Source organism: Brachyspira murdochii DSM 12563, assembly GCF_000092845.1.
Lineage (GTDB): Bacteria > Spirochaetota > Brachyspiria > Brachyspirales > Brachyspiraceae > Brachyspira > Brachyspira murdochii.
In genome coordinates this window covers 1,062,483-1,088,808 of record NC_014150.1, presented here as the reverse complement: position 1 = coordinate 1,088,808, position 26,326 = coordinate 1,062,483, and the positions used below count along the sequence as shown (strand labels likewise).

Sequence of the window (26,326 nt, the reverse complement as noted above, 5' to 3'; positions counted from 1 at the left end):
TGCTCCTATTTTTTTATATATATGTGTATTAAATCAAACAATATTATTTTTTATATTGTTATAATTTTGATGTTATGATATCTTTAAATTTTTCAAGCCAATTTTCCTGATTTTCTTTTACAAAATTATCTATTTTTTCTAATTCAGCATTATCTGTAATAGCATTAATATCATTTATATTTACTAAAATAGGAGAACTGCCTAAATCTTTTCTTATAGCTCTTGCATTAAGTTCATCATTCATTTTCTTTTGAGTATCAAAGCTAGTCATATAATCAACGAACTTTTTGGCATTATCCAAGTTTTTAGCATTTTTTATAATATATATTCCAGCAGGCTCCATTATGACGCCTTCTTTCATATATACTAATTTTACAGGAGAACCAGCAGCCGCATAATTGGCAGCAGCATTTTCAAAAGTAAGTCCTACAGCATATTCACTGTCGGCAACTCCTTTGTATACTGCAGAAGAACCTGTTAATAATTTGCCGTCTAAATTAGCACATAATTTTTCTATATAATCCCAAGCATTATTTATATCATCTTTACCCATAGTATATAGTATAGTAACTAAATGCTTAAAAGAAGATGATGACGAAGAAGGATCATTAAAAGCTATTTTTCCTTTTAACTTTTCATTAGTTAAATCACTGTATCCTTCTATTTTTATATCTCCTATAAGATTAGTATTAACTATTAATACACTTGGGCTTATCATAAATCTAGTCATTGAGCCTTCTATGTTTTTATAGCTGTCCATTATCTCATTTTCATTTGTTGTTATATAATTTTCAAATAGATTCCGATTATTTTTTACCAAATTAATATTAGCTGCCATTAAAACATCGCATAGAGGATCATTTTGTTCTGTTTCTATTCTTTTTATTAATTCACCTGTGCCTGCTATAATAACTTCTACCTCTATATTTGGATTTTTACTTTTGAAGTCTTCTATTAATGGGTCTATAAAATCTCTTGATGAAGGAGAGTATATTACTAAAGATGATTTTTCTTGATTATTTATATTTTTGCTGCATGAAAATATTATCGCAAATACAGCTAACAACATAACTATTCTTACTAACTTATTAAAAAAATACATGGCTTTATCCCCAAATTATTTTAGAATAAAATATATTATATTGTTTTTTTGTCAATAAAAAATGCCTTGTTTTTTATAAATAATATAACATATAAGTTTACATAATAAAAAAATGCTAATAAAAGTTATCATAATATCGATAATTATGTTAACATTTTAATACTAGGACTGTAATCTATATTATGAAAAGCAAAATAGCCTCTACAGCATATACTCTAATCAAAAAAAAGAAGTATAAAAAAGCAAAGGAGTTTCTTCTAAGTAATAAATCAAGAATTGTAAATGATGCAGATGCACTTGCTATGCTTTCATTTGCTGATATATTTTTAAAAGATTTTTATGGTGCTGAAGAACTTTCAAGAAAAGCTCTTAGAGAAGACAGTTTTTGTATTAACGGTATGCTTGCAAAGGCATATATAAGTCTTAATAACGGGCATAGAGAAAATGCTTTGAGAGAGTATTTTAGAATATTAGATTTAGAGCCTGAAAATAAAGTTGCAAAAGACAATATAGAGAGGATAAGATTTCTTACAAATAATGCTAGAGGTGATGAGATTAATCCAAGATCATATTTACTAGGCAAAAAGAAAATAGCAGTATCAAAATTTCTTTTTCTTATTCCAATAGCATTTATACTTACATTTGTTTCATACATAACAATAGACAGATTATACCCCAAAATAAGATATGTACTTCTTGATAAAGATCAAAAAGAGTTAAGAGAAAAACTAGAGAATGTTTACTTATTCGAGGGGCTTGAAGACGGAAAGATACCAGAGAGTGCAAAAAGTCCTACATACTCACCTCGCGAAGTAGCTGAAATGTTTGATAAGGCTAAAAACAATATGAGAAGTGCATCTGTTAATGAAGCTGTTATGATAATAAACGGTGCATTAAAAAGCGACATTAATGAATATTTAAAAGAGCGATTTAGAGTTTTAAAAGAATTTGTAATAGCACCAGACTACAATATATTCAGAGAGAGTCCTAGTTATCTTACAGTAGCAGAGAATTACGACCTATACAATGGCGGATATGTGAAATGGAAAGCCGATGTAAACAGAGTAACTCAGACTAATATTGACGGCATACCAAAAAAGAAAGCAAGAATATTAATTTACGACACTAATGATAAAGACATTGCAGGTGTTGCTGATTTAATAGTGAATGTAACTGTAACATTAGAACCTAAAAATTATATAGAAGTGTACGGCAAGATTTTAGGCTATGATGCAAAACAAAAATCAATACAGATTGAAGGTCAGATTATAAAGCATTTGCCCAAGAAGAAGTAATATAAATATCTAATAATTTTTTCACTATGTCCGATAGGTAAAATAAAATATTTAGGGTTTATTTTATGCAAAATTCTGTTTTGTCTGAAGAATTAAATAAATTGACTTTATTCAATAATGAAGAAAAAAATCATATAGAAAAATTATGTACGATTGATGAAAAAAATATTCTAAAAATAAAATGTCAAATTAGAAATAAAGATATAAAAGCTACACCAGAAGAGCTTGTACGCCAATTATATTTGTATAGATTGATGAAAGATTATAAATATAACCCTTCTGATATAATATTAGAAAGTGAAATATCTTTTGGAAGAGAGAAAAAAAGAGCTGATATTGTTATAAACAATAAAGATGGTGATGCAAAAATTATCATAGAATTAAAAAAATCTAAAGAAAAAGAAGGTAAGGAACAATTAAAAAGCTATACAAATGCCACAGGTGCACCTCTTGCTGTATGGACTAATGGTATAGATATAGAATATTGGCATAGAAAGGATCCAAATTATTTTGAAAGTATTAAGGGCATACCAGAAGAAGGAGAAAAATTAAGTGATTATTTAAATGAACCCTTTACATTATTAGATTTAATGATAGAAGACCGGCTGCTTGAGAAAAATATTACATTAAAAAAAATTATTAAAGATATGGAAGATGAAGTATTAGCAAATGCAGGAGTTAATGTATTTGAAGAAGGTTTTAAATTAATATTTACTAAACTTTATGATGAATTTTCAGTAATTTCAAAAGATAAAGCCACAATATATACACTTGCTGATATAGATGAAGAAGAACCGTTTATAGAAAAAATAAAAAAATTAAAAGAATTAAAATATTCAAATGACAGTAGACTTTCAAAATTAAAGAAATTGGGTTTTTATAATTACGGCTATGATGATGAATTAAAAAAAGCTATAAATGATTTATTTGAAAGAGCCCAGAAAAAGTGGAAAAATGTATTTCCAGCAAATAGTACAATTTCTCTTTCATCATCTCATTTGGCTGTTTGCGTATCTTCATTACAGAAAGTAAAATTATTTAATTCTAATCTCGAAGTAATAGATGAAGCATTTGAATACTTGATAAATAAAGACTCCAAAGGTGAGAAAGGACAATATTTTACACCTAGACATGTTATAGATATGTGCGTGAAAATGCTTAATCCTCATAAAAATGAAAGTATGATTGATACAGCCGCTGGAAGCTGCGGTTTTCCTGTTCATACTTGGTTTAATATGATAGGACATTTATTTGACGGACAAGAACCTAATGATGATGAAAAAGAATATGTAGAAAATATATTTGGGCTTGATTTTGATGAAAGAGCTGTACGTGTTGCAAGAACTTTGAATTTGATTGCTGGTGATGGTGAAACTAATGTACTTCATATTAACACATTAGATTATGATAAGAAACGTTGGGACGAAAAAAGAGATTCAGATTACCGAGAAGCATTTAATAATCTAATTAAGCATTCAGTTAATAAAGAAGATTATAAACTATTTGATTTTTGTTTATTACTTGCTAATCCACCATTTGCAGGTGAGATAAAAGAGCATAGAATATTAGCAAAATATGAAATAGCAAAAAAAGGTAAAAAATCTATAGGAAGGGATATTTTATTTATAGAAAGGAATTTAGATTTTGTTCGTGACGGCGGACGTTTAGCTTTGGTTTTACCTCAAGGAAGATTTAATAATGCTACAGATGAATATATAAGAGATTTTATTTCTGAAAAAGCTAGAATACTTGCAGTAGTAGGGCTTCATGGAAATACATTCAAACCGCATACAGGAACAAAAACAAGCGTAATATTTTTGCAAAAATGGAATAATGATAATTCAGATCCATTATATTATTGCCCTAAAGTAGAAGACTATCCAATATTTTTTGCTGTAAGTGAAAAGGCAGGCAAAGATAATAGCGGAGAATATGTATATGCAAAAGATAAAAACGGCAATGAACTTTTAGATAAACATGGACATAAAATAAAAGATCATGATCTTCATAATCATGATGGTTCATTAGATGACGGTATAGCTGAGGCATTTATAGAATTTGCTAAGAAAGAAAAATTTAGTTTCTGGACTTACTAATTTTATAAGGATTTTTTATATGCAGTATTCTATAGTTTATTTTAGCGAAGCAAGTAAAGAAAAGCGTTTCGATGCCGAGTTTTATTTACCAAAATATGAAATAGCATATAGTAAAATAAAAAAGTATAAATGGAAATATTTAAGGGAACTTATATATTCATTGGGTGATTATCATTCTAATGGTTCTTATGAAACATTAAGAAACCATGTAACATTATTAAATTATAAATCTTATGCTTACTATTTAAGAACAAAAGAACTTGAAAATAATGATTTTGAGAATGACGTTTTATATGTATCTGAATCAGCTTATAATTTTTTAGAAAAATCAAAATTAAGAGGATTTGAAATAGCTATAAATAAGGTTGGAAGTCCTGGAAATGTATATCAGGTTCCAAATTTAAATATACCAATGACTTTGGGAATGAATCTTTTTTCTATTGTACCAATAAATAATATCAATTGTCATTATTTATATATTTATTTAAGTTCTTATTATGGGCAACTTTTTTTACATCAAAGAGTTACAGGTGCAGTTCCTCCAAGTATTGATAAAGAATCTGTAAGAAAAGTACCAGTTCCAATATTCAGTGATGAGTTTCAAAAGTCTATAGAAAAACTTGTATTGGAGGCTCATAATCAAAGGCAGAAATCTAATTCTTTAATGAAAGAGGCTAATCAAATATTAGAAAAAGAAATTGGCTTTGATAAATTAGAAATTAAAAAGAAAAAAGTTAATTATTCCATAGTTAATTACAGCGAAACATTATTAGCAAAGCGAATAGATGCAGAGTATTATCAGGAAAAATATAAAATAATAATGGATAAGATACAGTCTTATAAAAATGGTTGTATTAAAATAATTGATTTGAATTCAATAAATAATAAATTAGTTTCTATAGATAAAAATAAAAAATATGAATATATAGAACTTTCTAATATAGACTCAATGGGATTTATAAATAATTTAGAATTATATTACGGATATGAATTACCATCTAGGGCTAGAAGATTATTAAATAATAATGATGTTATTATATCATCTGTAGAAGGTTCTTTAGATAAATCATCTTTAATCTACAATAATAAGAATAATTTACTTTGTTCAACTGGTTTTTTAGTTTTTAATGAAAATGAATTTATAAATCCTGAAACATTATTTTGTTTTTTTAGATTAACTTTAATAAAAGAGTTATTAAAAAAGATAACAAAAGGAACAATATTAACAGCTTTTGATAGTAATGCTATATGTGATATAGAAATTCCAAATTTAGATAAAAATGTTCAAAATATTATAGCTGAGAAGGTTCAGGAGGCTTATAAGGCTAGGGATAAGGCCAAGGCTTTACTTGAAGAGGCTAAAAAGAAAGTTGAGGATACTATAGAAAATGGGGAAAGATAATAAACATGAAGCTAAATATAAATTTTATAAAAATAATATATTTACTTCATTAAAAACTATATTGTTTTTGACTTTGGAAAATATAGAAGATAAAGAATTGCAGTTAATTATTCTGCTTACCAGAGTATCTGAATTAATGTTGTCTTATGAATATGATGTTTTTTTGGGAAAGCAAGAGAAGCCTAACTATGCTAGCTATTGGAAAAATGTAAATAATTTTTTTATAGAAGGGGATAATTACTCTAAGAAATTAAAAAAAGCTATAGAAAAATTAGGAGACATTACAGAGGAATATAGAAATCCTGTACAGCATCATTATGTAATAACAAAACCTATGTCTAATGTTATAAAAGATAGTTATGATATTATTTTTGATATTATGTCGTCAAATATATCTAAAAATACAGTAAGCAAGATATTTTCAGAAAACAGGAAAATTCATTTAGAGTATTGTATATTATATTGTAAAATTAAAGATATTGCTTGTATATTAGACAAACTAATGTTTAAATACAAAGATGATTTTTCAAATATTTATCATAAAAAAAATAAATGTTCAAAAAAATATTTATTATATACATTATTAATCAGTAGTATATTTAATAGACATTATTTGGCATTAGAATATATTAATCCAGAAATTACAAATGAACTATTAAAAGAAATAAAAAACTATATGATAAACAGTAAAAATTCTGATATTAATAAATTGTTTCTTGATAATATTTATTAATAATTTTTATATCCAAATGCTTATATTATGTAAGAATGTAAGAATGTATAGAGAAATAAAAATTATTTATATATCCAAATGCTTCCAAGCGTCATAGAAATGATTTACTGGACCATGACCCTTTCCAACGCTGTCGGTTTTGGCTGATTGTAAGGCATTAAATAAATATTCCTTTCCGAGTTTGCAGGCTTCAAGCGGAGTTTTTCCATGTGCTATATAACTGCAAATAGCTGCCGATAATGTACAGCCTGTTCCATGAGTATTTTTTGTGTCTATTCTAACGGCATCCAAAAACTCTTTGCCTTCTCTGTTCATAAACAAATCTCTCGAAAGCTCGCCTTCCATATGTCCGCCTTTAAGCATAACATTTTTTGCTCCCATATCCAGTATCTCTTTTGCGGCATTAATCATATCTTCATCGGTTTTGATTTTTCTTGAAGTTAAATCTTCAGCCTCTGGTATATTCGGAGTAACTACAGCAGATATTGGAAGTATACGGCTTTTCAAACTAGCAACAGCCTCCTCTAATAATAATCTGTCCCCGCTTTTTGCCACCATAACAGGATCAACTATAATGGGTATATTTTTGGCATGAGTTTTTAAGAAGTCCGCTACTAATTTTATTATATCGCTGTTAAAAAGCATTCCTATTTTAATGGCGTCTGGTATGATGTCATCAAATATGCAGTATAACTGTTCTTCTATAGCTTTTAATTCTATACCATAACAGTTTCTCACTCCTTGTGTATTTTGTACGGGTAGGGCAGTAAGTACGCACATTCCGTAACAGCCAAGTGCCGAAAAAGTTTTTAAATCTGCCTGTATGCCAGCTCCTCCCGAACCGTCAAATCCTGCTATAGTTAATGCCTTTATCATTCTATTGTCCTTTATTTTAATTTTTCTATATATTTATCGTATATAAACTTACATATTAGCTTAGAATTAAAAGCAGATAATTCATCAAAAGTTCCTATATATTCATTACCTATTTTTTCAGTTATTATTATAGAAAAACTTATTTTATATGAACTTATAGCCATAGAAGCGTTTTTAATAATATGTCCCACTTCTATACTTGCCTCTTCAGGAGGCATAATAAATTTTAATCCAATAGGCGACATTTCTATTATCATACCATGAAGTATTTGCCTTACTCCATCATGCCTGAATACCAATTTAAAATTATCCAAATCATTAATTACTATATGTTTTAATTTTTTAGGTTTAATATTTGCTTTTTCTAAAAGTAAAGTAAATCTGTTTAAAAAATCTTTTTCATTAAAAGGCTTTAATAAAAATCCGGAAACTCCTATACGCATCATCTTGCTGAAAAACTCTTTACTCGGATTTTCAACATGCACTATAACATGAACATTATACCTGTCATCTAAATATATTTTTTCTAAAATGTCAGCCATCTCTTCATCGCTTTCATTAGCTTCTATAATAGCTGCAGTAAAAGGAAGTTTTCCAAACATAGATAGTATGCTTTTTTTATCCTTTACTGCTACTACTTCATACCCTGCAGTTATAAGAATGCTGATAAGACTGTCTCTTGTCTGTAAAGATGAATCATAAACTAATATACGCATAATATTATACCTAATAAAAACTATATTGTTTATTATATAATAGAAACAATTAAAATCAATATTATATACTAAAACAATTAAATTTTGTCAAAATGAATTTTATCAATTTAAAATGTTTTTTATATAAAATTTATAGTTAATAAAATACTAAAAAATAGAATAGTATAAATTAAGTGAAACTTATATTTTGTAAAAGCATTATAATGTGATGATTATAAAATTATATATAAAATAATCAATCTAATTATTAAATAAATATGATATACTTTTTATATTATTTATTTGTAGAAATGTAAAAAATTATTATATAATTTTAAACTTTATAATGTTCTTCAAATGTTCATAGTGTACAAACTTAATAAATATAATAGTGTTTTTATTATTAAAATACCGTTATAAAAAGTTGTTTTTTTTTTATTATTCGTATATAATTATAGGAATGAGAGTATCTGGATATAATTTGTTTCCGCCGCTTTTGGGGCATATAAAAAATTGGTACAGCCATGTTGATAGAATCAAGGCTATGGGGTTTGAATGGATATATATAAATCCTATTACATATCCTGGTTTCAGCGGCAGTTTGTATGCCGCTAAATATTATTATCAGTATAACCCTTCATTTTTTACAAGCAGTAATCAAAATATAGCTGAAAAAGAGTTAAAAGATTTTATACTTTATTGCCGTAGTAAGCAGATTAAAGTAATGATAGATTTAGTTATTAATCACTCTTCAAAAGACTGTAATTTAACTCAGGAGCATATAGAATGGTACAAAACTAAAGACGGATCTTTGCAGTCGCCGGGGGCTTGGGATAATGGTAAATGGATTGAATGGGGCGATTTGGCTATATTCAATAATAAAAGAGATCCTAATGAAAAAGATGAAGAAGAAAAAGAAGACATAAATAAAGATAATAGTAATGAAAATAATCCTGAAGCTACAAATAATGAAATATTAAATCCTATATGGTATTATTGGAATGATTTGATAAAACATAATCTTGATTTGGGATTTGAAGGCTTTAGATGCGATGCTGCATATAAAGTACCTAAAGAATTATGGAAGTATTTGATAGATAATGCTAAAGAACACAATAAAGATGTTATATTTTTTGCTGAGAGTTTAGGCTGTTCTATTGAGGATACGGAAAAACTTATAGATGCAGGATTTGATTATGTTGCAAGCAGTGCTAAATGGTGGGATTATGAGGGAGAATGGTTTGTAGAACAGTATGATTTGGTACGCAAAAAATGCAGACAAATAGCTTTTCCAAGCAATCATGATACTAAAAGACTTATTACAGAGTATGACGGAAATATTTGGAGAGTAAAGCAGACTTTTTTATTTACAGCTATAGTATGTGATATGTGGATGATAACTACAGGTGATGAATATGGATTTATAAACAGATGCAATGTTGTAGGTGGAAGTGAGAAAGATTATGAAAATATAAGCTATGACTTAAGCGAATATATCAAAAATATTATAAATTATGTAAAACAAAACAGTATACTTGCAGACTGTGGTGAAATAGTTTCTCTTGATATAGAAGAAAAAAAGAAACTGGAAAAATTAAAAAAAGAATATGAATATCATGAGCATCATGAATATTATGAGGATAACAGTAAGGAAGAAAATAATAAAAAAGATCCTTTTAGAAAATTTTATAAATACAGTTTAGATGGCAAGGATAAAGTTTTAATAGTTGTAAATATTACTTCCAAAGAAAGGCTGCTTGATGCTAATAAATACGGCATTAAGTATGATATCTCTTTTGATAATGTGGTTAGTAATATTACAGATACTGTAAAAGTATTGCCGTATGAGCTTAAAATATTTAGATTAAGAGAAGATACTTATTGGGCGTAAAAAATAATTAACAATTGTAGGATTAAAAATTATATAAGGCGTTTGTTTTATGGAAGATAGAAAATCGATAGACAGTTTTTTTTCAGATTTATCTATGGGGCTTCTTTTTGCCGAGAATACCAATGAGATAGACAGAGTTGTTGATTTGTTTTTGGAGAAAACTTGTCAGTATTACGGATTTGACTGCGGAGAGGTTTATTTTCCTAAAGGAGATTATCTTATATTAAGAGGAGTATATGGTATAGACAGATACTATGTATGTAAAGTGGATTTTCCTATAGAGGCTAGTCATTGTAAAGATGTATTGTATGAACAAAAAATTTTTATAGGCGGAAATATTAATCATACAAATATAGAAGTATTTTCTAATTATGCATCAATTTTTGTACTTCCAATATTTTTCTACGCTCACCCTATAGGTGTTGTTGTATTTAGAAATAAAGAAAATAGAATTGAATTTTATAGAGAAATAGTTGATGAGATAAAAAATGTTATAGGTCATTTTGCTGTTTATGCTAATAATGTACTTCAAAGTGTAACATACAAAGAAAGAGATAAGCAGTTAAAACTTCTTAGAGAGCTTTATTTAAAATTAAGCGATGTAGATGATTTTGAAAATAATCTTAATAATTTGGCTTCGGATATTGCTAATATTTTTACAGCGAGTAAGGCTTTTATTAGGCTTAGAGATGAAGATAATAATTTGTATTTAAGGTCAAGTTACGGATTTCCTGAAAATTTTGACTATTCTATTTTTGAAGATAATTCTTATATAGAAGAATATTGGGATAATAATATCTTTTTTATAAATAATGCTGCCAATAATAAATATTATAAGAAATTTGAAGGTATAATAAACAGATCAGTTCTTTTTAATAGAATACCAGTAAAAAAAGGCTGTATAGGCTATATTGTTGTTATAGATAAGATTCCGGATGCTGTTAATCCTCTTGGCGATTTTGATATTAATGATCTTAACTTATTTAATCCTCTTTTAGCAAATATATCAAGCAGAATCTCAGAACATTACAATATGATAGAATTAAGTAAAGCAAATGAAAAAAATACAAAGCATATGTCTCGTTTAAACACATTATATGATATAAGCAATATTTTATTAGAGCGTTCTAAAACCGAAGATATCTTGTTTTTGCTTCTAACTATTACAACTATAGGAGATGTATTTGCTTTTAATAGGGCTTTTGCTTTTCTTTACGATAAAGAGTTTAATGTATTTAGAGGACGTATGTGTGTAGCCCCAAAAAATGCTCAGGATGCGGGAATGATATGGAGCAATATGCAGAATTTGAATAAATATGCTTTAAGAGAAAAATTAATGCTTTCTTTTGATAAAAGAAGTGTTGAAGATGCATGGGATTTAAATCAGCAGTTTTTAAACACTGTTATACCTAATAATGAAAACTGCAGACTGTTTTTTGATGTATTTAATAATAAAAATAGTATTAATGTACTCAATGTAGAAAATAATGATGAAGTAAATCAAATAAAAAAATATACCAATATATTTGGAGATTATCCTTTTGCTATTATACCAATAATGAACTCTGTTAATTGTATAGGTATGATAGTTGTTGATAATCCTTATAATGGAAAGCCTATACCTGAAGATGATCTTGATTATTTAAAAATGTTTGGAAGGCAGGCGGCTGTTGCTTTGGAATATTCTTCTCTTTATAATGAAATGGAAAAAAATAATAATGCTCTTAAAGCAGCAGAGAAAACATTACTTGATTTAAAGAGTTTGGCTATAATAGGAGAGATGAGTTCTTCTATGGCACATAATTTAAGAAATTTTATAGTTCCTATTGCTGGGTTTGCAAATAGACTTGTAAAGGTGAGCAAAGATGAAACTATTAAAAATTATGCCCAGATAATTGCTAATGAAGTAGAAAATTTGGAAAATTATATTAGAAGAAATTTGTCATTTGCTAAAAGTATTAATTTGGAAGTTGATAATATAAAAATTGATGACATGATAAAATATTTAACTATTCTTTCAAAAGAATACATTAAAAAAAGCGGTAAAAATATCAAATTCTATGCTTTAAAAATGACAAAAGAAGATGCTGTAAGATGGGATTATGACAGAATGAATGAGGTTGTATTTAATCTTATCATCAATGCCATAGATGCTATAGAAGATAATAATAAAGAATGTTCATTTATCAGTGTTATATTTGATGATAATGCATATAGGGAATCTATGATAGATATAATAGTTGAAAATACAGATTCATATATAGAACCGGATTTGGCAGAGAAGATATTTACTCCGTTTTTTACCACAAAAAGTCATGGTGTAGGTATAGGTCTTGCTATATCTAAGAGAATAGTTGAAGCTCATGGGGGAAGTATGGTATTAAAAAGTGTTAATGATTCTTTCAAAATAACAACTTTTTTTGTTTCTATCCCTGTTAGTTTAAATAATTAAAAAATTCTAAACATTTTCCGACAATAAAAATGTGGAGATTTAATTATGGCAAAAATAAGCGAGGCTGCAAAAGCTGAATGTACAAGAATGCAAAATAAATATAAAGATCTGCTTGCTGGTGTAGAATCAAAATTGGTAAAAGTAGAAAAAGATTTATTAATATTAGAAGATCATTTTGAAATATGTAAAAAAAAGATAGATGCTGCTGTTCTTTATATACAGGCTTCTTCTTTTATTGCAACCACCTGCTATATTGCCATAGAATATATAGATGTGCGTTCTGATAATCAGCTTAATGATGGAAGACGCTATATTAATAAAGCGATTATGCTTTTGGAAGAGGTCTTCGGAAATCATACTGATGATTCTTTATCGTTAAACGAAGAAATACATGATTATTTAAGAGATAAATTAACAGATGAATGGAAATACAAATTTATCTGCTCTTTTGGATATGTTATAGATTATTTCAAATACTGCTATGGTGAAAACTCAAAATGGCTTCAGAACTTTATTGAAATAGAGGGAAGATTTGCTACTTTGGGGAAAAATATGATAGATTTCAAAACATATATCAGAGATTTAAGCCCAGAAATAGAAGGCTATAAATACAGAGTTAAAATGATGGAGCTTGTAAAAAAATTATTGGCAGCTTCCGCTGAGCAGTACAGAACAAAGTATGAACTTCAGGATAAAAGATTAGATGATATGAAAATGGCTTTAAATATAATAGCTTCGCTTAGAAGAATACATGTATATTTAAATGAATCTGAAGAGTCTGAAGAAAAAAAGAAAATGTATGACTTGTGGAAAAAGAAAATGGATGCCGACATAAAAAAAATGAAGTAGTTTTGACAATTTTTTCTTTTTTAGTATAATATTAATTAAGATGAAATTAAAAATAACATTAATATTATCACTTGTTTTTATTGCTGTTATATTAAAAATAATAACTTTTTCTAAAAATTTTGTAGAAAACTTTTATTCTAGAACTATATATAAAACTATAGCAGGTTCTTTAAATAAACTCTCTTCTAATGTGAGTTTTTCTATAGGAGAAGTTCTGCTTTTTGTTTTTATCATAACAGTTATTTTATTTATAATACTTGCTTTTAAACATTCTTTTTTTAATCATAATATAGCTTCAATTAAAGAAAAATTAAAAATGGCTTTAAACTTTATATATGTTTTTATATGTTTTATAGTAATAGTATATATAGTTTTTATGCTGGTATGGGGACTTAATTATTACAGAGTACCTTTAATAGAGTATTATGCAAATAACAGCAGTATTACAGATGATGATATATATAATTTGGCTGACAGACTTATAAGAAACGTTAATGATCTTAAAGATGAGATGAAATATACTGATATTAATACTAATTATCAGGTATTAAATAGAATTGTAGAAAGTGAATATAATAAGGTATTTGAATACTTTGAGTTTCTTAATATGCATTATTCAAAAACAAAACCCATAAAGATATCAAAATTATTTTTACATCTGCAGATAACTGGAATATATTCTCCTTTTACATCAGAAGCTAATGTTAATATTCTTATTCCTAGTGTATCTATACCATTTACAATAGCACATGAGATGGCTCATCAAATAGGTATAGCTTACGAAGATGAGGCTAATTTTATATCATATGCGGCATGCTCAAAAAATACAGATGTTTTTGTAAGATACTCTGCCAATTTTGAGGCACTTCTTTATGTACTTGGAGAGATAAAGAGAGATGAAAATTATTCTCATTTGATGTCTAATTTAAATAGTGAAACTAAAGATGAAATAAAAAAATATTATGAGTTTTGGCAGGGATATTCTGGACAATTATCTAAAGTAAGCGAAAAAGTTAATGATACATATTTAAAAGCTAATAATCAGCAGTATGGAGTAAAAAGCTATTCTAGGGTTGTAAGATTATTGGTGCTTTATTATAAAAATAATTCTCATCTTTAATGTTTTGAAATTTTTACGATAATTATTAAATATTGATTTTTATAATAACAAACTTTTAATAAGGTATTTTATGAAACTAGATGAGCCTCCTTATTTTTATCAATGCAAAAGATGTAAAAGAAGATTTTCATTAAGAAGAAAAAAGTATACTATAAATTTACTTATTTTTAAAATTAATCCTCAAAGATGTCCATACTGCAAAAGTTCAAGAACTAAAAATATTGATCATATTGTAAAACCAGCTGATTAATTTTTATTAGTATTTATACTTAATAATGTTAAAGCTGTGATTGTTAATATAATACCTGCAACTGAAAAAATATTTGGTATTTCATTAAAGAATATAATTCCAAATACTGATGCTGCAATAGGTTCGCATGATGCAAGTATAGAGGCTTTTCCAGTATCCATATAATTTAATGATACAGTATAAAATACATATGGCAGTATTAAAACTAATAGAGAATGAAGTATTATAAAAATAAATATATTATTATCTTTTTTTATTAAATCTATAATTAAATTCCAATCAGCGAAAGGTGCTGTTATTATAGCAATAAATATAAAAGCATATAGAGTAATAGTAAGAGAATGATACCCTTTAAGCATAGCTTTTTTTGATATTATACTGTAAAGTGCATATGAAAAAGCAGCAAGCAGTCCGCTTATTACCCCCCATAATGATATTTTTATTTCTGATTTAAGTATATTGCTTACAAGTATGCATCCGACAAATGCTAGTATAATAGATATTAATTTTTTTAATGTAATTTTTTCTTTGTATAAAAAATATGATAGTAAAAGTACAAATATAGGAGACAGACTTAATAAAACTGCTGCCAAAGATAAAGATAAAAAACTAACGCTCTCATTAAAAAATATATTTACTCCAAGCATTCCTATTAAAGCAGCGAATATAAATATGAATATGTCTTTTAAATGTATTTTTATTAATGATTTATTATATAATAATATTGATGCAAACATTATAACGGATGCAGTTACAGCTTTTGAAGATACTATTGTTATATTGTTCATTGATAATTCCGCAGATTTTCTTATAAATATACCAGTAGCACCCCATAGTATGCCTGCTAGTATAGGAAAAATTGGCACTATTTTTTTAAGCATTATATAATACTCTTTATACTTTTATTGATTTGTTATTTTGAAGGATTTTAAATTAAAATTATTATTTGTCAAATGCATTTATTTTATTGAATTATTATTGAATTGTTTTTTTATTTAATTATATGTTATAATAGTGATTAAAAGAGGCACTTAAAATGGATAAGGATTTACCAAAAATTGAAATATATAATAGCAAAAGGAAATTAGCTTTATTGTTATTATTCTCTTCTGTTTTTATTGTAATTTCAATATTAGCTTTTCTACATTCAAATTCTTACAAGAAAATATTACTTACCATTAGTTTATTATTTTTTTTAATTTGTTTTTTAGTATTTATGATTCAGTTACTAAAATCGGGAAAGCCTATAATTATTTTAGATGAAAATGGTATAATGTATAATATTCTATTAAAAAATAAAAATATATTTGTAAAATGGATTGATATTAGAGAAATATATTTTTCAAAAACATTTATATATTTATACTTAAAAGAAGAAAGCAGTATATCAAGAAATAGAAAAAATCCTGATGAACCTATTGTTCTTTATATGTCGGAATTAAAAATGAAGAAAGATACTGTTATAGCTATGATTACATATTATTTTGAAAAAAGCACTGGGGTTATTTGATTATGAAAGATATTAATAAATTATTTCCAAACAGTAAATTTTCTGTTAAGGTTTATATTAATAATATTAGGTATTTTGCCATAATGATGATAGGTTTAATAGTTGCCATACTTCTTATAACTGATTTTTAATTAATATTATTTTTTACTATTGAATTATTTTTTTATTTAATATATAAAATTAGTATTGAGATATAAATTCGGAGCTATAATTTTTATGTATGAAGAATTATTATTAGATAATGATTTACCAAAAATTGAAATATATAACAGCAAAAGAAAATTAGCTTTATTATTATTATTTTCTTCTGTTTTTATTGTAATTTCAATATTATCTTTTGTACATTCAAATTCTTATAAAAAAATATTATTTGTTATTAGTTTGTCATTTTTTTTAATACACTTTTTAGTGTTTATGGTTCAGTTACTAAAATCGGGAAAGCCTATAATTATTTTAGATGAAAATGGTATAATGTATAATATGCTATTGAAAAATAAAAATATATTTGTAAAATGGATTGATATTAGAGAGATATCTTTTTCAAAAACATTTATATATTTATACTTAAAAGAAGAAAGCAGTTTATCTATAAATAGAAAAAATCCTAATGAACCTATTGTTTTTTATATGTTGGGATTAAAAGATCCTGTTACTGTTCTAGCTATGATAACATATTATTTTGAAAAAAGCACTGGGGTTGTTTGATTATGAAAGATATTAATAAATTATTTTCAAACAGTAAATTTTCTGTTAAAGTTTATATTAATAATATTAGGTATTTTGCTGTAATGATGATAGGTTTAATAATTGCTATTCTTCTTATAAGCGTATTATTTACAGAGACTGACAGTGAGATGAGAGCTGCTATTATATTTGTAGTGTGCTTTTTTATTTTTGGTGTTATTATACTATCTATAATTTTGATAAAAAGTATTTTCTTTAAGATTCCTAGTTTTATATTAGATGATAATGGAATATATTATAATAATTTATTAGTAAAAAGTTATATATATGTTCTTTGGAAAGAGATAAAAGATTTGGATATTATAGGCGGATATTTATTTATATATTTAAAAGATCCTCAAAGTTATTATTTAAGAAAGTTTAAGGGTAGGGTAATATCAGAAAATCCTTTATATATACATTTGGGCGATTTGGATATAAGCAATAAATTTATTAATAGTATGTTTGACTTTTTTTATGATAATTACGATGACTTTGATGACAATAAAAATACCAGCAAAGAAGAAGATTATAAAAAATACTACAGAGATTACTATTAATAATTTTTATTAAATTAATTTTATTTAAAATGTCTGTTTATATCAAGTTCTCTCAAAGTTCTAATCATCTGCATTTCCATCTGTATTCTAAAATTATCATTAACAGCACTATTTACAGTATTGTTATTAGGATTTTTCTGATTTATTTGTGCCTTAATTGTAGAATTATTTATTTTCATTTGGTTTTCAAGCATTCTGTATCTTGGAGAATATCTTCCATTTATAGCTTCTAATTTTTGTCTGTCTCTATAGCTCATATATCCGCTTCCGAAATAATGAAATCTTCCGTTTCTATAGTATGTTTTAGTATATCCGGGGTTTGCAAATCTTGGTGTTGTGAGGTCATTTTTATACGGATAAAGAGGTATAGCAGATTTTGCTCTTGGAGGTACATAAGGCTTTACATTTCCAACTCTAGGTGCTGGGCTGTAATAATATTGTGAAAAAGCTAAACTGGCAACACTTAAAAATATAAATAATATTTTCATAATTGTACTCTCCTTATATACTTTATAATTTATAAAACAGATAAACCTAAAAAAAATAAAAACTCCCGCATAATAATTTTATTATTACACGGGATATTAAAGTTGAGCGATTAAAAAATTATTTATTTTGGTATACTTTGTCTATTTCTAAAAAGCATTGAGTTCTCAATTTTTGTAAATCAGCAGATGCTTTGCTTCTTGCATCTATTGCAGTATTTATAGCATTTTGATCTGGAGCATCTTTTCTCATTTCAGTATTAATATTTTGTGTTTGATTATATATTTCTCTTCTTAAAGTGTCCATTTGAGGGTAATATTTATCCTGTATAGTTCTTATTTGATCAATTTGTTCTTGAGTAAGCTGATTGTTATAATATCCGTATCCTCTACCATATCCAGCACCATATCTGCATCCGCCATAACCAGCACCATAATATCCTCTTCCGTATCCAGCACCGCATCCTCCTCTACCATATCCTGCACCATAACCAGCACCGTATCCTCTTCCATAACCTCTGCCGTATTGAGCAAATAAAGATACTGAACCAAAAATCATAATTGCTACTGATATTAATATAATTGCTTTTTTGTTAATTTTGTTTGTCATGTTTTTCTCCTTTTTTTATTTATAAATAATTTTTATTTATTTTTTTATTGTGCATTGTAATAATAACAGCCGTTATAATTTCCTCTATATCCATCATTATATCTGTAATCAGGATTATTATATCTGCCATAGCCAGAATTATAACCGCAATAATTTCCTCTTCCGTATACTCCTCTTCCATACTGAGCAAATAAAGATAAAGAAGCAAGAAGCATAATTGCTAATGCTGAAAAAATGATGACGCCTTTTTTCATATGTTTTCTCCTTAATTTTATTTTTGTTATTTTTTGTTTTTCTTATGCTTTATTAGACGCAGACTATATTTAAAAGTTCCCAAAAAATTCTGAAATTTTATAAAAAAACGATTTTTTTTGATATACTAGGTGTAAGTATGATAATTTATTTAATTTTTTTGTATAATTTTTTTATTAAGCCTATTTTTCCAAAACATATATAGTAGAATAATGCTGCTATTAGTACTACAGGTATTGAAACTGCCACAAAACCAATTAAAAAGAATACTATTGAAGAGAAAAATGCTTTTAAAAATGATATTAAATTTATGTATTTATTATAAAGATTATTATTTCCAGACTTCATAGCTTCTATGTCTGAAATGTTTAAAGTTACTTTAGAATAGTTTACAGACGAATTAAGATTTTCTAATGTTCCTTTCATAGATTCTATTTCATATGTTAAAGTGTTAATTCTGTCTTCTACTTTTAATATTTCATCTATATTTTTAGCTTCTCTTAAATAATTTCTTAATTTTTCTAATAATACTTCTCTGTTTTTTATTCTATTTTCTGTATCATAATATGTATCTGTAACATCTTTAGTATTAATATTTTTATTTTCTACATTTTCATTTTCTTCTAAAAATAAAATGAAATTATTCAAATTTTCTTTAGGTATTCTTATTGTAAGGTAATATCTATTTTTTGAGGATTCTACATTATCAAAATATCCTTTATATTCTTTTATTTTTTCTTCTACGCTTTTATATGTTTTTTCAACATCTTTTGAATTAATTGTTATATTAGCAGTTATAATTAATTTTCTCTCAATATTTTCACTTGTATTAATATCTTCTCTTTCATCAGATATTTCTTCTTCAGTAATACTTGCTGCAGTATCATAAGAGGATTTAGAATAAAGATTAGTAGATGTCCCGCTGTTTCCGCCGCATGATAATAATAAAAATATGCTTATTAATATGATGATTATTTTTTTCATAACTATTACCCCCATTAATAGAAATATATTATAAACATATCATGTATTATTATTTTTTCAATATTATTTTAATTTTATATAATACTTATAATATACTTGAGGTAAAACTATTTTTTAAAATTAGTAATTACTGAATAATTTTTAAATATGTATTGTTTAATAATTAATAGGGCTTAATAATAATAATTATTATAAGCCCCATTTTAATTTTTTATTTATTTTTCTATATAAGCATAAAAAAATCTTGGAGGTATAACAGCACTAATCATAACACCTTTTAATTCTGGTCTTAGGAGTATAACTCTGCTGCAGAAGTATAAAGGTATGAAAGGCATATCATCCATTAATACATCTTCTGCCTTATGAAGTGTCTGCATTCTTGAAATTTTATCTCCGTTAGTAAGTGCAGATTTTATAAGCTCTTCATATTCTTTATTATAATAGCTTCCTGTATTTTGCGGGCTGTAGCTTAAGAAAGTATCAAGAAAAGTCATAGTATCATTATAATCTCCCATCCAGCCAGAACGTGCTATTTGGAAATTTTTATCTCCTCTAGTAGTCTGCATAAATACTCCCCATTCAAGCTGATTAACTACAGTATCTATATTTAAATTTTCTTTCCACATTTGCTGCACAGCTTCAAATATATTTTTTGGGCTTTCTGATTCAACAGTAAACTCTATAACAGGAAAATTTTCTCCGTTAGGATATCCAGCTTCAGCAAGCAGTCTTTTTGCCTCTTCTATATTCTTAGTATAATCTTCTTCTTTTGTGCTGAAATAATCTCCTCCTTTTTCTCTGAAAGAGCCTTCTATATCATATACTGGAGGAGGAACTAAAGCAGCAGCAGGAGTTTCTGCACCTTTAGTAACGTTTTTTATTATATAGTTTCTGTCTATTGAAAGATAAAGTGCATTTCTTACTCTTTTATCTTTTAGCACTTCATTTGTGGTATTAACAGATAAAAAATAAATTGCAAGCAAAGGAACATAATCAATATATCCTTCTTCTGTCAATTTAGGTATATCCTGAAGAGGAGGATTGCTTCCAAACATTAAAGTAGCGTTTTCTATAGAATATACTATAGTATTAAGATTATATAAAAGTGCAAATGTAAGTTTCTCAGCAGTGATATTTTCGCTGTTCCAATAGTTGGTGCTTTTTATCATTACTAATTTATCATTATTAATATGTTCGCTTACATAGTAAGGTCCGTTTCCTATATATTTTTTCTGACTCCAAGAATCTCCGTATTCATTTATAATATCTTCTCTAAGAGGGCTGTATATTGTAATTGCAAGCAAGTCCAAAAAGTATGCAGTAGGACTTTCTAATGTAACTTCTAAAGTATAATCATCTAATGCTTTTACTCCCAATTCTTCTATAGGAAGTTCTATGTTAATTATTTTCGCTGCATTTTTTATAGGGTTTAGAACTTGCCTCTTTAGGATCAACTGCTCTTCTCCAAGCATATACAAAATCATTTGCTGTTACTGGTACTCCATCATGCCATTTAGCATTTGTCCTTAAGTAAAAAGTATATGTTAAATAATCATCACTTATATCCCAGCTTTCAGCAGCGGCTGGAATTAATTTATCATCTTTGTCTCTTGAAGTTAATCCTTCAAATGTATGAGCTATATATGCAGAACCGTCATATGTTTCTGTGTATGTAGGGTCAGGTCCTATATTTATTAAAAGACCATTATCTGTTTTTGTATTTGAACATGATATTAGAAAAGTAAAATATAATAGTATTAGTATTATCTTTTTCATATAATACTCCCTTAATTTTTATTGATTGTATTTTATTTGAGAACTATATTTTTTAATTAGGCAGCCTGCCTAAAATAGAAATTACTCTCGGGAATTTTATATTTTTTATAAAATATTATTAAAGATAATAATTAATAAAAATTAACTTTAATCATGTATCAAAAAATTATTAATTTACATCTATTTAGAAATATTAAAAAACTTAATACTTTCCTCTAAAAATTTAGCTTTATCAAACAATTTTTTTGAAAGTTCGCTTGACTCTTCAGCTAAGGAGGCATTCTGCGTAGTAGCACTTTCTATGTTATTAATAGCTATGCTTATTTGTGAAACTCCAGCCTCTTGTTCTAATGAAGTAGTGCTTATATTCTGCATTAATTCAGAAGTTCCGGATACTTTTTCCTGAAGCTGCACAAATAATTCCTGAGATTCTCTTGCAGTTTTTGTAGCAGTATCTATTTTTTCTGCTGTATTATCAACAAGAGCAGTAATATCTTTAACAGAACTTTGAGTAGTCTGAGCTAAGTTTCTTACTTCGCTTGCTACAACAGCAAAACCTTTACCCTGTTCTCCGGCACGTGCTGCCTCAACAGAAGCATTAAGTGCTAATATGTTAGTTTGAAATGCTATATCTTCGATGATTTTAGTTATATCTTTTATTTTATCGCTTGCCTGATGAACATCTTCTATATTTGAAGTTGTCTGAGCTATTATATTAGCTGCCCCTTCAATATAGTCCATAGATTCGGACATCATATTTTTTCCGGATACTGAATTGTCTGCTGAAGCTTTTATTGTAGAGACTATTTCTTCTAAACTTGAAGCAGTCTCCTCCAAACTTGAAGCCTGAGATTCTGTTCTTCCTGATAGTTCTACACTGCTTTCCATCATTCTCTGCGAAGCTAAAACTATCTCATTAGAAGCATCATTAACATCGCTTACAACATTTGCAAGTTTTTCACTCATTACATTAAATGCTTTTTCGAGTTCTCCGAATTCATCTTTTCTTAAAATTTCATTTTTATTTATTTCTATATTTCCTTCAGAGATTTTATTTGCTTTTTTCATTAATTTATCCAAAGGATTCATAGTTTTAGTGATGTATGATACAGAGAAAAGGTTTATAAATATAATTGATAATATACATACTATTACAGCTATTCTTATCATATTTATATTTTCTGCGTATATTATTCTATTGTCAGTAGCCATAGATAATGTCCAAGGCATAGTATCCATTTTAGTGTACACAGCAGTTCTTTTTTCTCCGTTAGAATCAGAAATATACTGAAGCGTTCCGTCAGATTGTCCAGAGTTTATAACTTCTCCATAACTTTCATTTGCAAGTGTATTTATTTGATTTATAGTATCAAGCATTATATTTCTTTCATTGTTTATAGCCATCAATCTTCCGCTTTCAGATAATTGAAGCTCTTGAAGTTTTGATACTAAAGCGTCCCAATTAAGAAGCATGTATATAGTTCCTGCAAATATTCCGTTAGTTTTTACTCCAGCCATAATAGCAAAAGTCATTTCATTTCCAGTAGATGATTTTATTATTTTAGTTCCGTAGGCTACATCGTAATTATTTTTTACCAAATTATCCCAAATGCCCGGTCTCAATTCTTTTATATTTCTTCCCAAATTTATGCTTTTTGAGTTTTGAAGTATTATTCCGTCTATATCGGTTATTCCTATATCTACAGAATATTTATTTATTCTTTCAAACTGCTGAAGAGTGCTTATTAATGCTGTACTTTCTTCAGGTGTTTTATTTCCATACAAGTAGTTGATAACGGCAGGTGTAATAGAATATGTTCTTACTAAGGTATTATTTTCTTCAAACCAAGTATCAAGCATACTTTTGTATCCGCCTAAAGTATTATGATATCCGTCATATGTTGATTTAGTAATACCTACATATGACCTGTAAGACAATATAATTATTGTGATGATTAGAAGTATAGTTGTTATTATGCTTATAGTCAATGGCATTTTAAATCTTATAGAATGTCTTTTTTTCATATACAAAGCCTCACTAATAAAATATCACTTAAATAGTATTATATATTCTAAAATATATCTAGTTATTTATCGTTTTTTTATGTAAAAAAAAGAGTTATCAATTTATTATTTTTTTTATATTAGATTAAGTAATTATATATATTTTTTTTATTTTTATTTGATAAATAATTTTTTATATGTTATACTTCTTTCCTAATATAGAAAAGTAAAAATAATGAAAAATAAATTAAAAAAAGCTTTTGGTTTTATTCCATTATTTATCATAATAATAGCAGTTTTATGGTATAAAGTACCTATTAATGGTATAAGATGCTGCCCTGAAAGTGTATCAAAAATAGATATATCTTATAACGGCATTTCAATATCTATAACAGATACAAATAATATAGACTTTATAGTAAAAAGTTTAAATAGCATCTCTCTAAATAAAGTGATACTAAAAATAGGTAATTATCAGAATGGATATAACATTAATATTTATTCTACAAATAAAAATATGTTAAGTAATATTACTGTGTATTCTTCAGAAACAGCTTCTATAGGCAGTTTTTTTTATACTGATAAAAATTCTTTGCTTCCTTATGATTATATAAAGGATATATTCCAATAATATTTATTTATACTGAATTATTATTGTAAAAAACTATAACACTTTTTTTAAAAAATAATTATAATTTTATTATGTAAAAATATTTTATTAATTCTGGAGAATATTATATATGAGAAAGTTCCAAAGTCTAAAAATTAAGATGCCGCTTATTATTATTTCTATGGTTACTGTTTTTATTATAGCATTAATAGTTATAACAGAAATTAAAGCATCTGACAGTATAAAAAATGCTACATACAGCGGATTTAATAATACTGTATTGGGATATGCTTCATTAATTGATACTTGGTTTAATGATCAATTAACTATTGCAAGCATATATGGAACATCTGAAGAATTAATAAGGTATTTAGAGATTCGTACTGATGATTTAAAAACTATTGCTTTAAATAATCTTAAGAAATTTAAATCATTAAATGAATATGCCATTAATATAGGTTTATCTGACAGTAACGGACTTGTATTAATAGATTCAGACAATGAAGATTTAGTCGGACAGAATATGTTTGATATACACCCTGATTTAAGAACAAAGATAAATTCAAGCAGCAAAGGCGTGTTTGGAGAAAATATTACACGCTCTTTAACAACAGGCGGCTGGTCTTTGATACTGCTTGAAAAAGTGATGAATAATAATAATCAGATTATTGGTTATTTATATATAATATTAGATTGGTCAACTTTGAATAAAACTCATATAGAAAAATTAGTTATAGGCAGAACAGGAAGTATGTTTGCTGTAGATAAAAATTTAATTATCAAAATACATAGTAATTTGAAAAATATTAACGCTGCAGCTCCAAGCGTATATACTGATGCTTTTAATAAAAATAGCGGTATATTGACTTATGATTTTGACGGTTATAAAAGGGTAGCTTCATACACTACATTAAAATCACAGCCTTGGGTATTAGGCGTATCAATGACTGAAAGCGAGATATATGAAGCTAATGTTGCTCTTATGAAAATGATGATAATTATATCTATTATTGCCATAGTGGTTATAGCCCTCTTTATATCAGCATTTATACGTTCAATAACAGCACCTTTAAATATATTGGTTGGTTTAGCTAAAGAGATAGCAGATGGTGATTTGAGAACTACAAAACAAAAAATAAAACGTAAAGATGAACTTGGAGAATTGTCTAATGCATTTGTAGCTATGAGAATAAAACTTGTAGAAACTATAAGAGTAGTTGCGGAATCTGCTAATAATATAACTATGGCTGCTAAAGAATTATCAGAACAAAATACAGTTTAGCTCACAGAACAGAAAGTCAGGCTGCTAGTATTGAAGAGACATCTGCTTCTATGGCTGAAATTTCATCAACCATTAAGGATTCTGCTGATAAATCTATTAATGGAAGTAAGATGATATTAGAATCAAAAACTTCTGTAGAGAATGCCGGAAACATCGTTGCTGAAACAACTTCAAATATAGAAGAAGTTCATGAAGCTAGTTCTAAAATTAAAGATATTACAAAAATTATTGAAGATATAGCATTTCAAACTAATATATTGGCACTTAATGCTTCTGTTGAGGCAGCACGTGCCGGAGAACAAGGTAAAGGTTTTGCTGTTGTAGCAAGCGAAGTTAGAAACTTAGCTCAGACTACTCAAACTTCAGTAAAAAGTATTACAGACTTAATAGAAAACGTTTATGAAAAAATAGATAAAGCAACAGGTACAGCTAGAGAATCACAGGAAATATTTATAGATATACAAAATAAAATAGAAGATGCTTCAAAAATTATGGAAGGTATAAGTCAGAGTGCTGTTGAGCAGCAAAATGGAATAGATCAGATAAAAATTGCTGTTAATGAAATGGATGCTACAACGCAGAAAAATGCTGCTTTAGTAGAAGAGGCAACTGCTTCTGCTGAAGTATTATTTGCTCAGTCTGAGGAATTGATGTCTGCAGTGAATGTATTCCAGCTTCCAAACGGCAGCAGATAATTTATAAAAAATTAATAGCTCTGTATTTCTTTTATGAGATGCAGAGCTTTTTTATTATATGCATCAGTAATCTT

Annotated in this window: 25 protein-coding genes and 1 pseudogene; 16 read left to right on the top strand and 10 right to left on the bottom strand. The window is 26.9% G+C overall.

What is annotated here, in order from left to right; translation table 11 throughout:
* Positions 1-58: 58 nt before the first annotated feature.
* A complete protein-coding gene (locus BMUR_RS04665) occupies positions 59-1,102 on the bottom strand; it encodes an ABC transporter substrate-binding protein (RefSeq protein WP_013113446.1) in 1,044 nt (347 codons plus the stop codon).
* Between the two features lie 182 nt (positions 1,103-1,284).
* Here BMUR_RS04665 and BMUR_RS04660 point away from each other — a divergent pair, with 182 nt between their 5' ends.
* From BMUR_RS04660 to BMUR_RS04645, 4 genes are all read left to right on the top strand, one after another.
* Positions 1,285-2,397 (top strand): tetratricopeptide repeat protein, encoded by a 1,113-nt coding sequence (locus BMUR_RS04660; RefSeq protein WP_013113445.1) that lies wholly within the window; start codon positions 1,285-1,287, stop codon positions 2,395-2,397.
* A gap of 65 nt (positions 2,398-2,462) precedes the next feature.
* The gene (locus tag BMUR_RS04655; RefSeq protein WP_013113444.1) at positions 2,463-4,493 is read left to right on the top strand and encodes an N-6 DNA methylase; all 2,031 of its coding nucleotides are present in this window, start codon (positions 2,463-2,465) and stop codon (positions 4,491-4,493) included.
* Between the two features lie 19 nt (positions 4,494-4,512).
* Positions 4,513-5,895, top strand: a complete 1,383-nt coding sequence (locus BMUR_RS14320; protein ID WP_013113443.1) for a restriction endonuclease subunit S domain-containing protein — start codon at positions 4,513-4,515, stop codon at positions 5,893-5,895.
* The gene (locus tag BMUR_RS04645; protein ID WP_013113442.1) at positions 5,882-6,628 is read left to right on the top strand and encodes a hypothetical protein; all 747 of its coding nucleotides are present in this window, start codon (positions 5,882-5,884) and stop codon (positions 6,626-6,628) included. Before BMUR_RS14320 ends, BMUR_RS04645 begins: the two co-directional genes overlap by 14 nt.
* 66 nt (positions 6,629-6,694) lie before the next feature.
* Here the strand turns inward: BMUR_RS04645 and thiD are convergent, their stop codons facing one another.
* Positions 6,695-7,504, bottom strand: coding sequence for a bifunctional hydroxymethylpyrimidine kinase/phosphomethylpyrimidine kinase (thiD, locus tag BMUR_RS04640; RefSeq protein ID WP_013113441.1), 810 nt, complete (start codon positions 7,502-7,504; stop codon positions 6,695-6,697).
* Between the two features lie 11 nt (positions 7,505-7,515).
* The gene (locus tag BMUR_RS04635; RefSeq protein ID WP_013113440.1) at positions 7,516-8,220 is read right to left on the bottom strand and encodes an ANTAR domain-containing protein; all 705 of its coding nucleotides are present in this window, start codon (positions 8,218-8,220) and stop codon (positions 7,516-7,518) included.
* A gap of 439 nt (positions 8,221-8,659) precedes the next feature.
* On the opposite strand from BMUR_RS04635, the gene BMUR_RS04630 reads away from it, so the two are divergent.
* The 5 genes from BMUR_RS04630 (at position 8,660) to BMUR_RS04610 (ending at position 14,761) form a co-directional block, all read left to right on the top strand.
* Positions 8,660-10,090, top strand: a complete 1,431-nt coding sequence (locus BMUR_RS04630) for an alpha-amylase family glycosyl hydrolase (RefSeq protein WP_013113439.1) — start codon at positions 8,660-8,662, stop codon at positions 10,088-10,090.
* Between the two features lie 49 nt (positions 10,091-10,139).
* Complete coding sequence (locus BMUR_RS04625; RefSeq protein ID WP_013113438.1) at positions 10,140-12,542, top strand: ATP-binding protein; 2,403 nt, start codon at positions 10,140-10,142, stop codon at positions 12,540-12,542.
* A 45-nt stretch (positions 12,543-12,587) separates the two neighbouring features.
* The gene (locus BMUR_RS04620; protein WP_013113437.1) at positions 12,588-13,391 is read left to right on the top strand and encodes a hypothetical protein; all 804 of its coding nucleotides are present in this window, start codon (positions 12,588-12,590) and stop codon (positions 13,389-13,391) included.
* Between the two features lie 40 nt (positions 13,392-13,431).
* Complete coding sequence (locus tag BMUR_RS04615; protein WP_013113436.1) at positions 13,432-14,511, top strand: DUF3810 domain-containing protein; 1,080 nt, start codon at positions 13,432-13,434, stop codon at positions 14,509-14,511.
* A gap of 70 nt (positions 14,512-14,581) precedes the next feature.
* Complete coding sequence (locus tag BMUR_RS04610; protein WP_013113435.1) at positions 14,582-14,761, top strand: hypothetical protein; 180 nt, start codon at positions 14,582-14,584, stop codon at positions 14,759-14,761.
* On the opposite strand, the gene BMUR_RS04605 is transcribed toward BMUR_RS04610, so the two are convergent.
* Complete coding sequence (locus BMUR_RS04605) at positions 14,758-15,642, bottom strand: DMT family transporter (protein ID WP_013113434.1); 885 nt, start codon at positions 15,640-15,642, stop codon at positions 14,758-14,760. The genes BMUR_RS04610 and BMUR_RS04605 overlap by 4 nt on opposite strands.
* A 155-nt stretch (positions 15,643-15,797) precedes the next feature.
* On the opposite strand from BMUR_RS04605, the gene BMUR_RS15150 reads away from it, so the two are divergent.
* The 4 genes from BMUR_RS15150 to BMUR_RS04585 all read left to right on the top strand — a co-directional run bounded on the left by BMUR_RS15150 (position 15,798) and on the right by BMUR_RS04585 (position 17,554).
* On the top strand, positions 15,798-16,271 hold the full coding sequence (locus BMUR_RS15150) for an STM3941 family protein (protein ID WP_013113433.1): 474 nt from the start codon (positions 15,798-15,800) through the stop codon (positions 16,269-16,271).
* Between the two features lie 2 nt (positions 16,272-16,273).
* Complete coding sequence (locus BMUR_RS15145) at positions 16,274-16,402, top strand: hypothetical protein (RefSeq protein WP_280513014.1); 129 nt, start codon at positions 16,274-16,276, stop codon at positions 16,400-16,402.
* 85 nt (positions 16,403-16,487) lie between these two features.
* Positions 16,488-16,976: an STM3941 family protein gene (locus tag BMUR_RS04590; RefSeq protein WP_013113432.1), complete on the top strand. Its 489-nt coding sequence runs from the start codon at positions 16,488-16,490 to the stop codon at positions 16,974-16,976.
* 2 nt (positions 16,977-16,978) lie between these two features.
* Complete coding sequence (locus BMUR_RS04585) at positions 16,979-17,554, top strand: hypothetical protein (protein WP_013113431.1); 576 nt, start codon at positions 16,979-16,981, stop codon at positions 17,552-17,554.
* 20 nt (positions 17,555-17,574) lie between these two features.
* On the opposite strand, the gene BMUR_RS04580 is transcribed toward BMUR_RS04585, so the two are convergent.
* The 6 genes and pseudogenes from BMUR_RS04580 to BMUR_RS04555 form a co-directional block, all read right to left on the bottom strand.
* Positions 17,575-18,042, bottom strand: a complete 468-nt coding sequence (locus BMUR_RS04580; protein WP_013113430.1) for a hypothetical protein — start codon at positions 18,040-18,042, stop codon at positions 17,575-17,577.
* A 118-nt stretch (positions 18,043-18,160) separates the two neighbouring features.
* The gene (locus BMUR_RS04575) at positions 18,161-18,649 is read right to left on the bottom strand and encodes a Spy/CpxP family protein refolding chaperone (RefSeq protein WP_013113429.1); all 489 of its coding nucleotides are present in this window, start codon (positions 18,647-18,649) and stop codon (positions 18,161-18,163) included.
* Between the two features lie 44 nt (positions 18,650-18,693).
* Positions 18,694-18,903: a hypothetical protein gene (locus BMUR_RS04570; RefSeq protein ID WP_013113428.1), complete on the bottom strand. Its 210-nt coding sequence runs from the start codon at positions 18,901-18,903 to the stop codon at positions 18,694-18,696.
* A gap of 145 nt (positions 18,904-19,048) precedes the next feature.
* Positions 19,049-19,885, bottom strand: coding sequence for a DUF4349 domain-containing protein (locus BMUR_RS04565; RefSeq protein ID WP_013113427.1), 837 nt, complete (start codon positions 19,883-19,885; stop codon positions 19,049-19,051).
* A gap of 215 nt (positions 19,886-20,100) precedes the next feature.
* Positions 20,101-21,661: pseudogene (locus tag BMUR_RS04560) on the bottom strand (peptide ABC transporter substrate-binding protein).
* Positions 21,662-21,841: 180 nt separating this feature from the next.
* On the bottom strand, positions 21,842-23,686 hold the full coding sequence (locus tag BMUR_RS04555; RefSeq protein ID WP_013113426.1) for a methyl-accepting chemotaxis protein: 1,845 nt from the start codon (positions 23,684-23,686) through the stop codon (positions 21,842-21,844).
* A gap of 214 nt (positions 23,687-23,900) precedes the next feature.
* On the opposite strand from BMUR_RS04555, the gene BMUR_RS04550 reads away from it, so the two are divergent.
* From BMUR_RS04550 to BMUR_RS14905, 3 genes are all read left to right on the top strand, one after another.
* Positions 23,901-24,296 (top strand): hypothetical protein, encoded by a 396-nt coding sequence (locus BMUR_RS04550; RefSeq protein WP_013113425.1) that lies wholly within the window; start codon positions 23,901-23,903, stop codon positions 24,294-24,296.
* A 109-nt stretch (positions 24,297-24,405) separates the two neighbouring features.
* Positions 24,406-25,557: a PDC sensor domain-containing protein gene (locus BMUR_RS14910; protein WP_244833505.1), complete on the top strand. Its 1,152-nt coding sequence runs from the start codon at positions 24,406-24,408 to the stop codon at positions 25,555-25,557.
* A 50-nt stretch (positions 25,558-25,607) separates the two neighbouring features.
* On the top strand, positions 25,608-26,252 hold the full coding sequence (locus BMUR_RS14905) for a methyl-accepting chemotaxis protein (protein WP_244833503.1): 645 nt from the start codon (positions 25,608-25,610) through the stop codon (positions 26,250-26,252).
* Positions 26,253-26,326 lie beyond the last annotated feature (74 nt).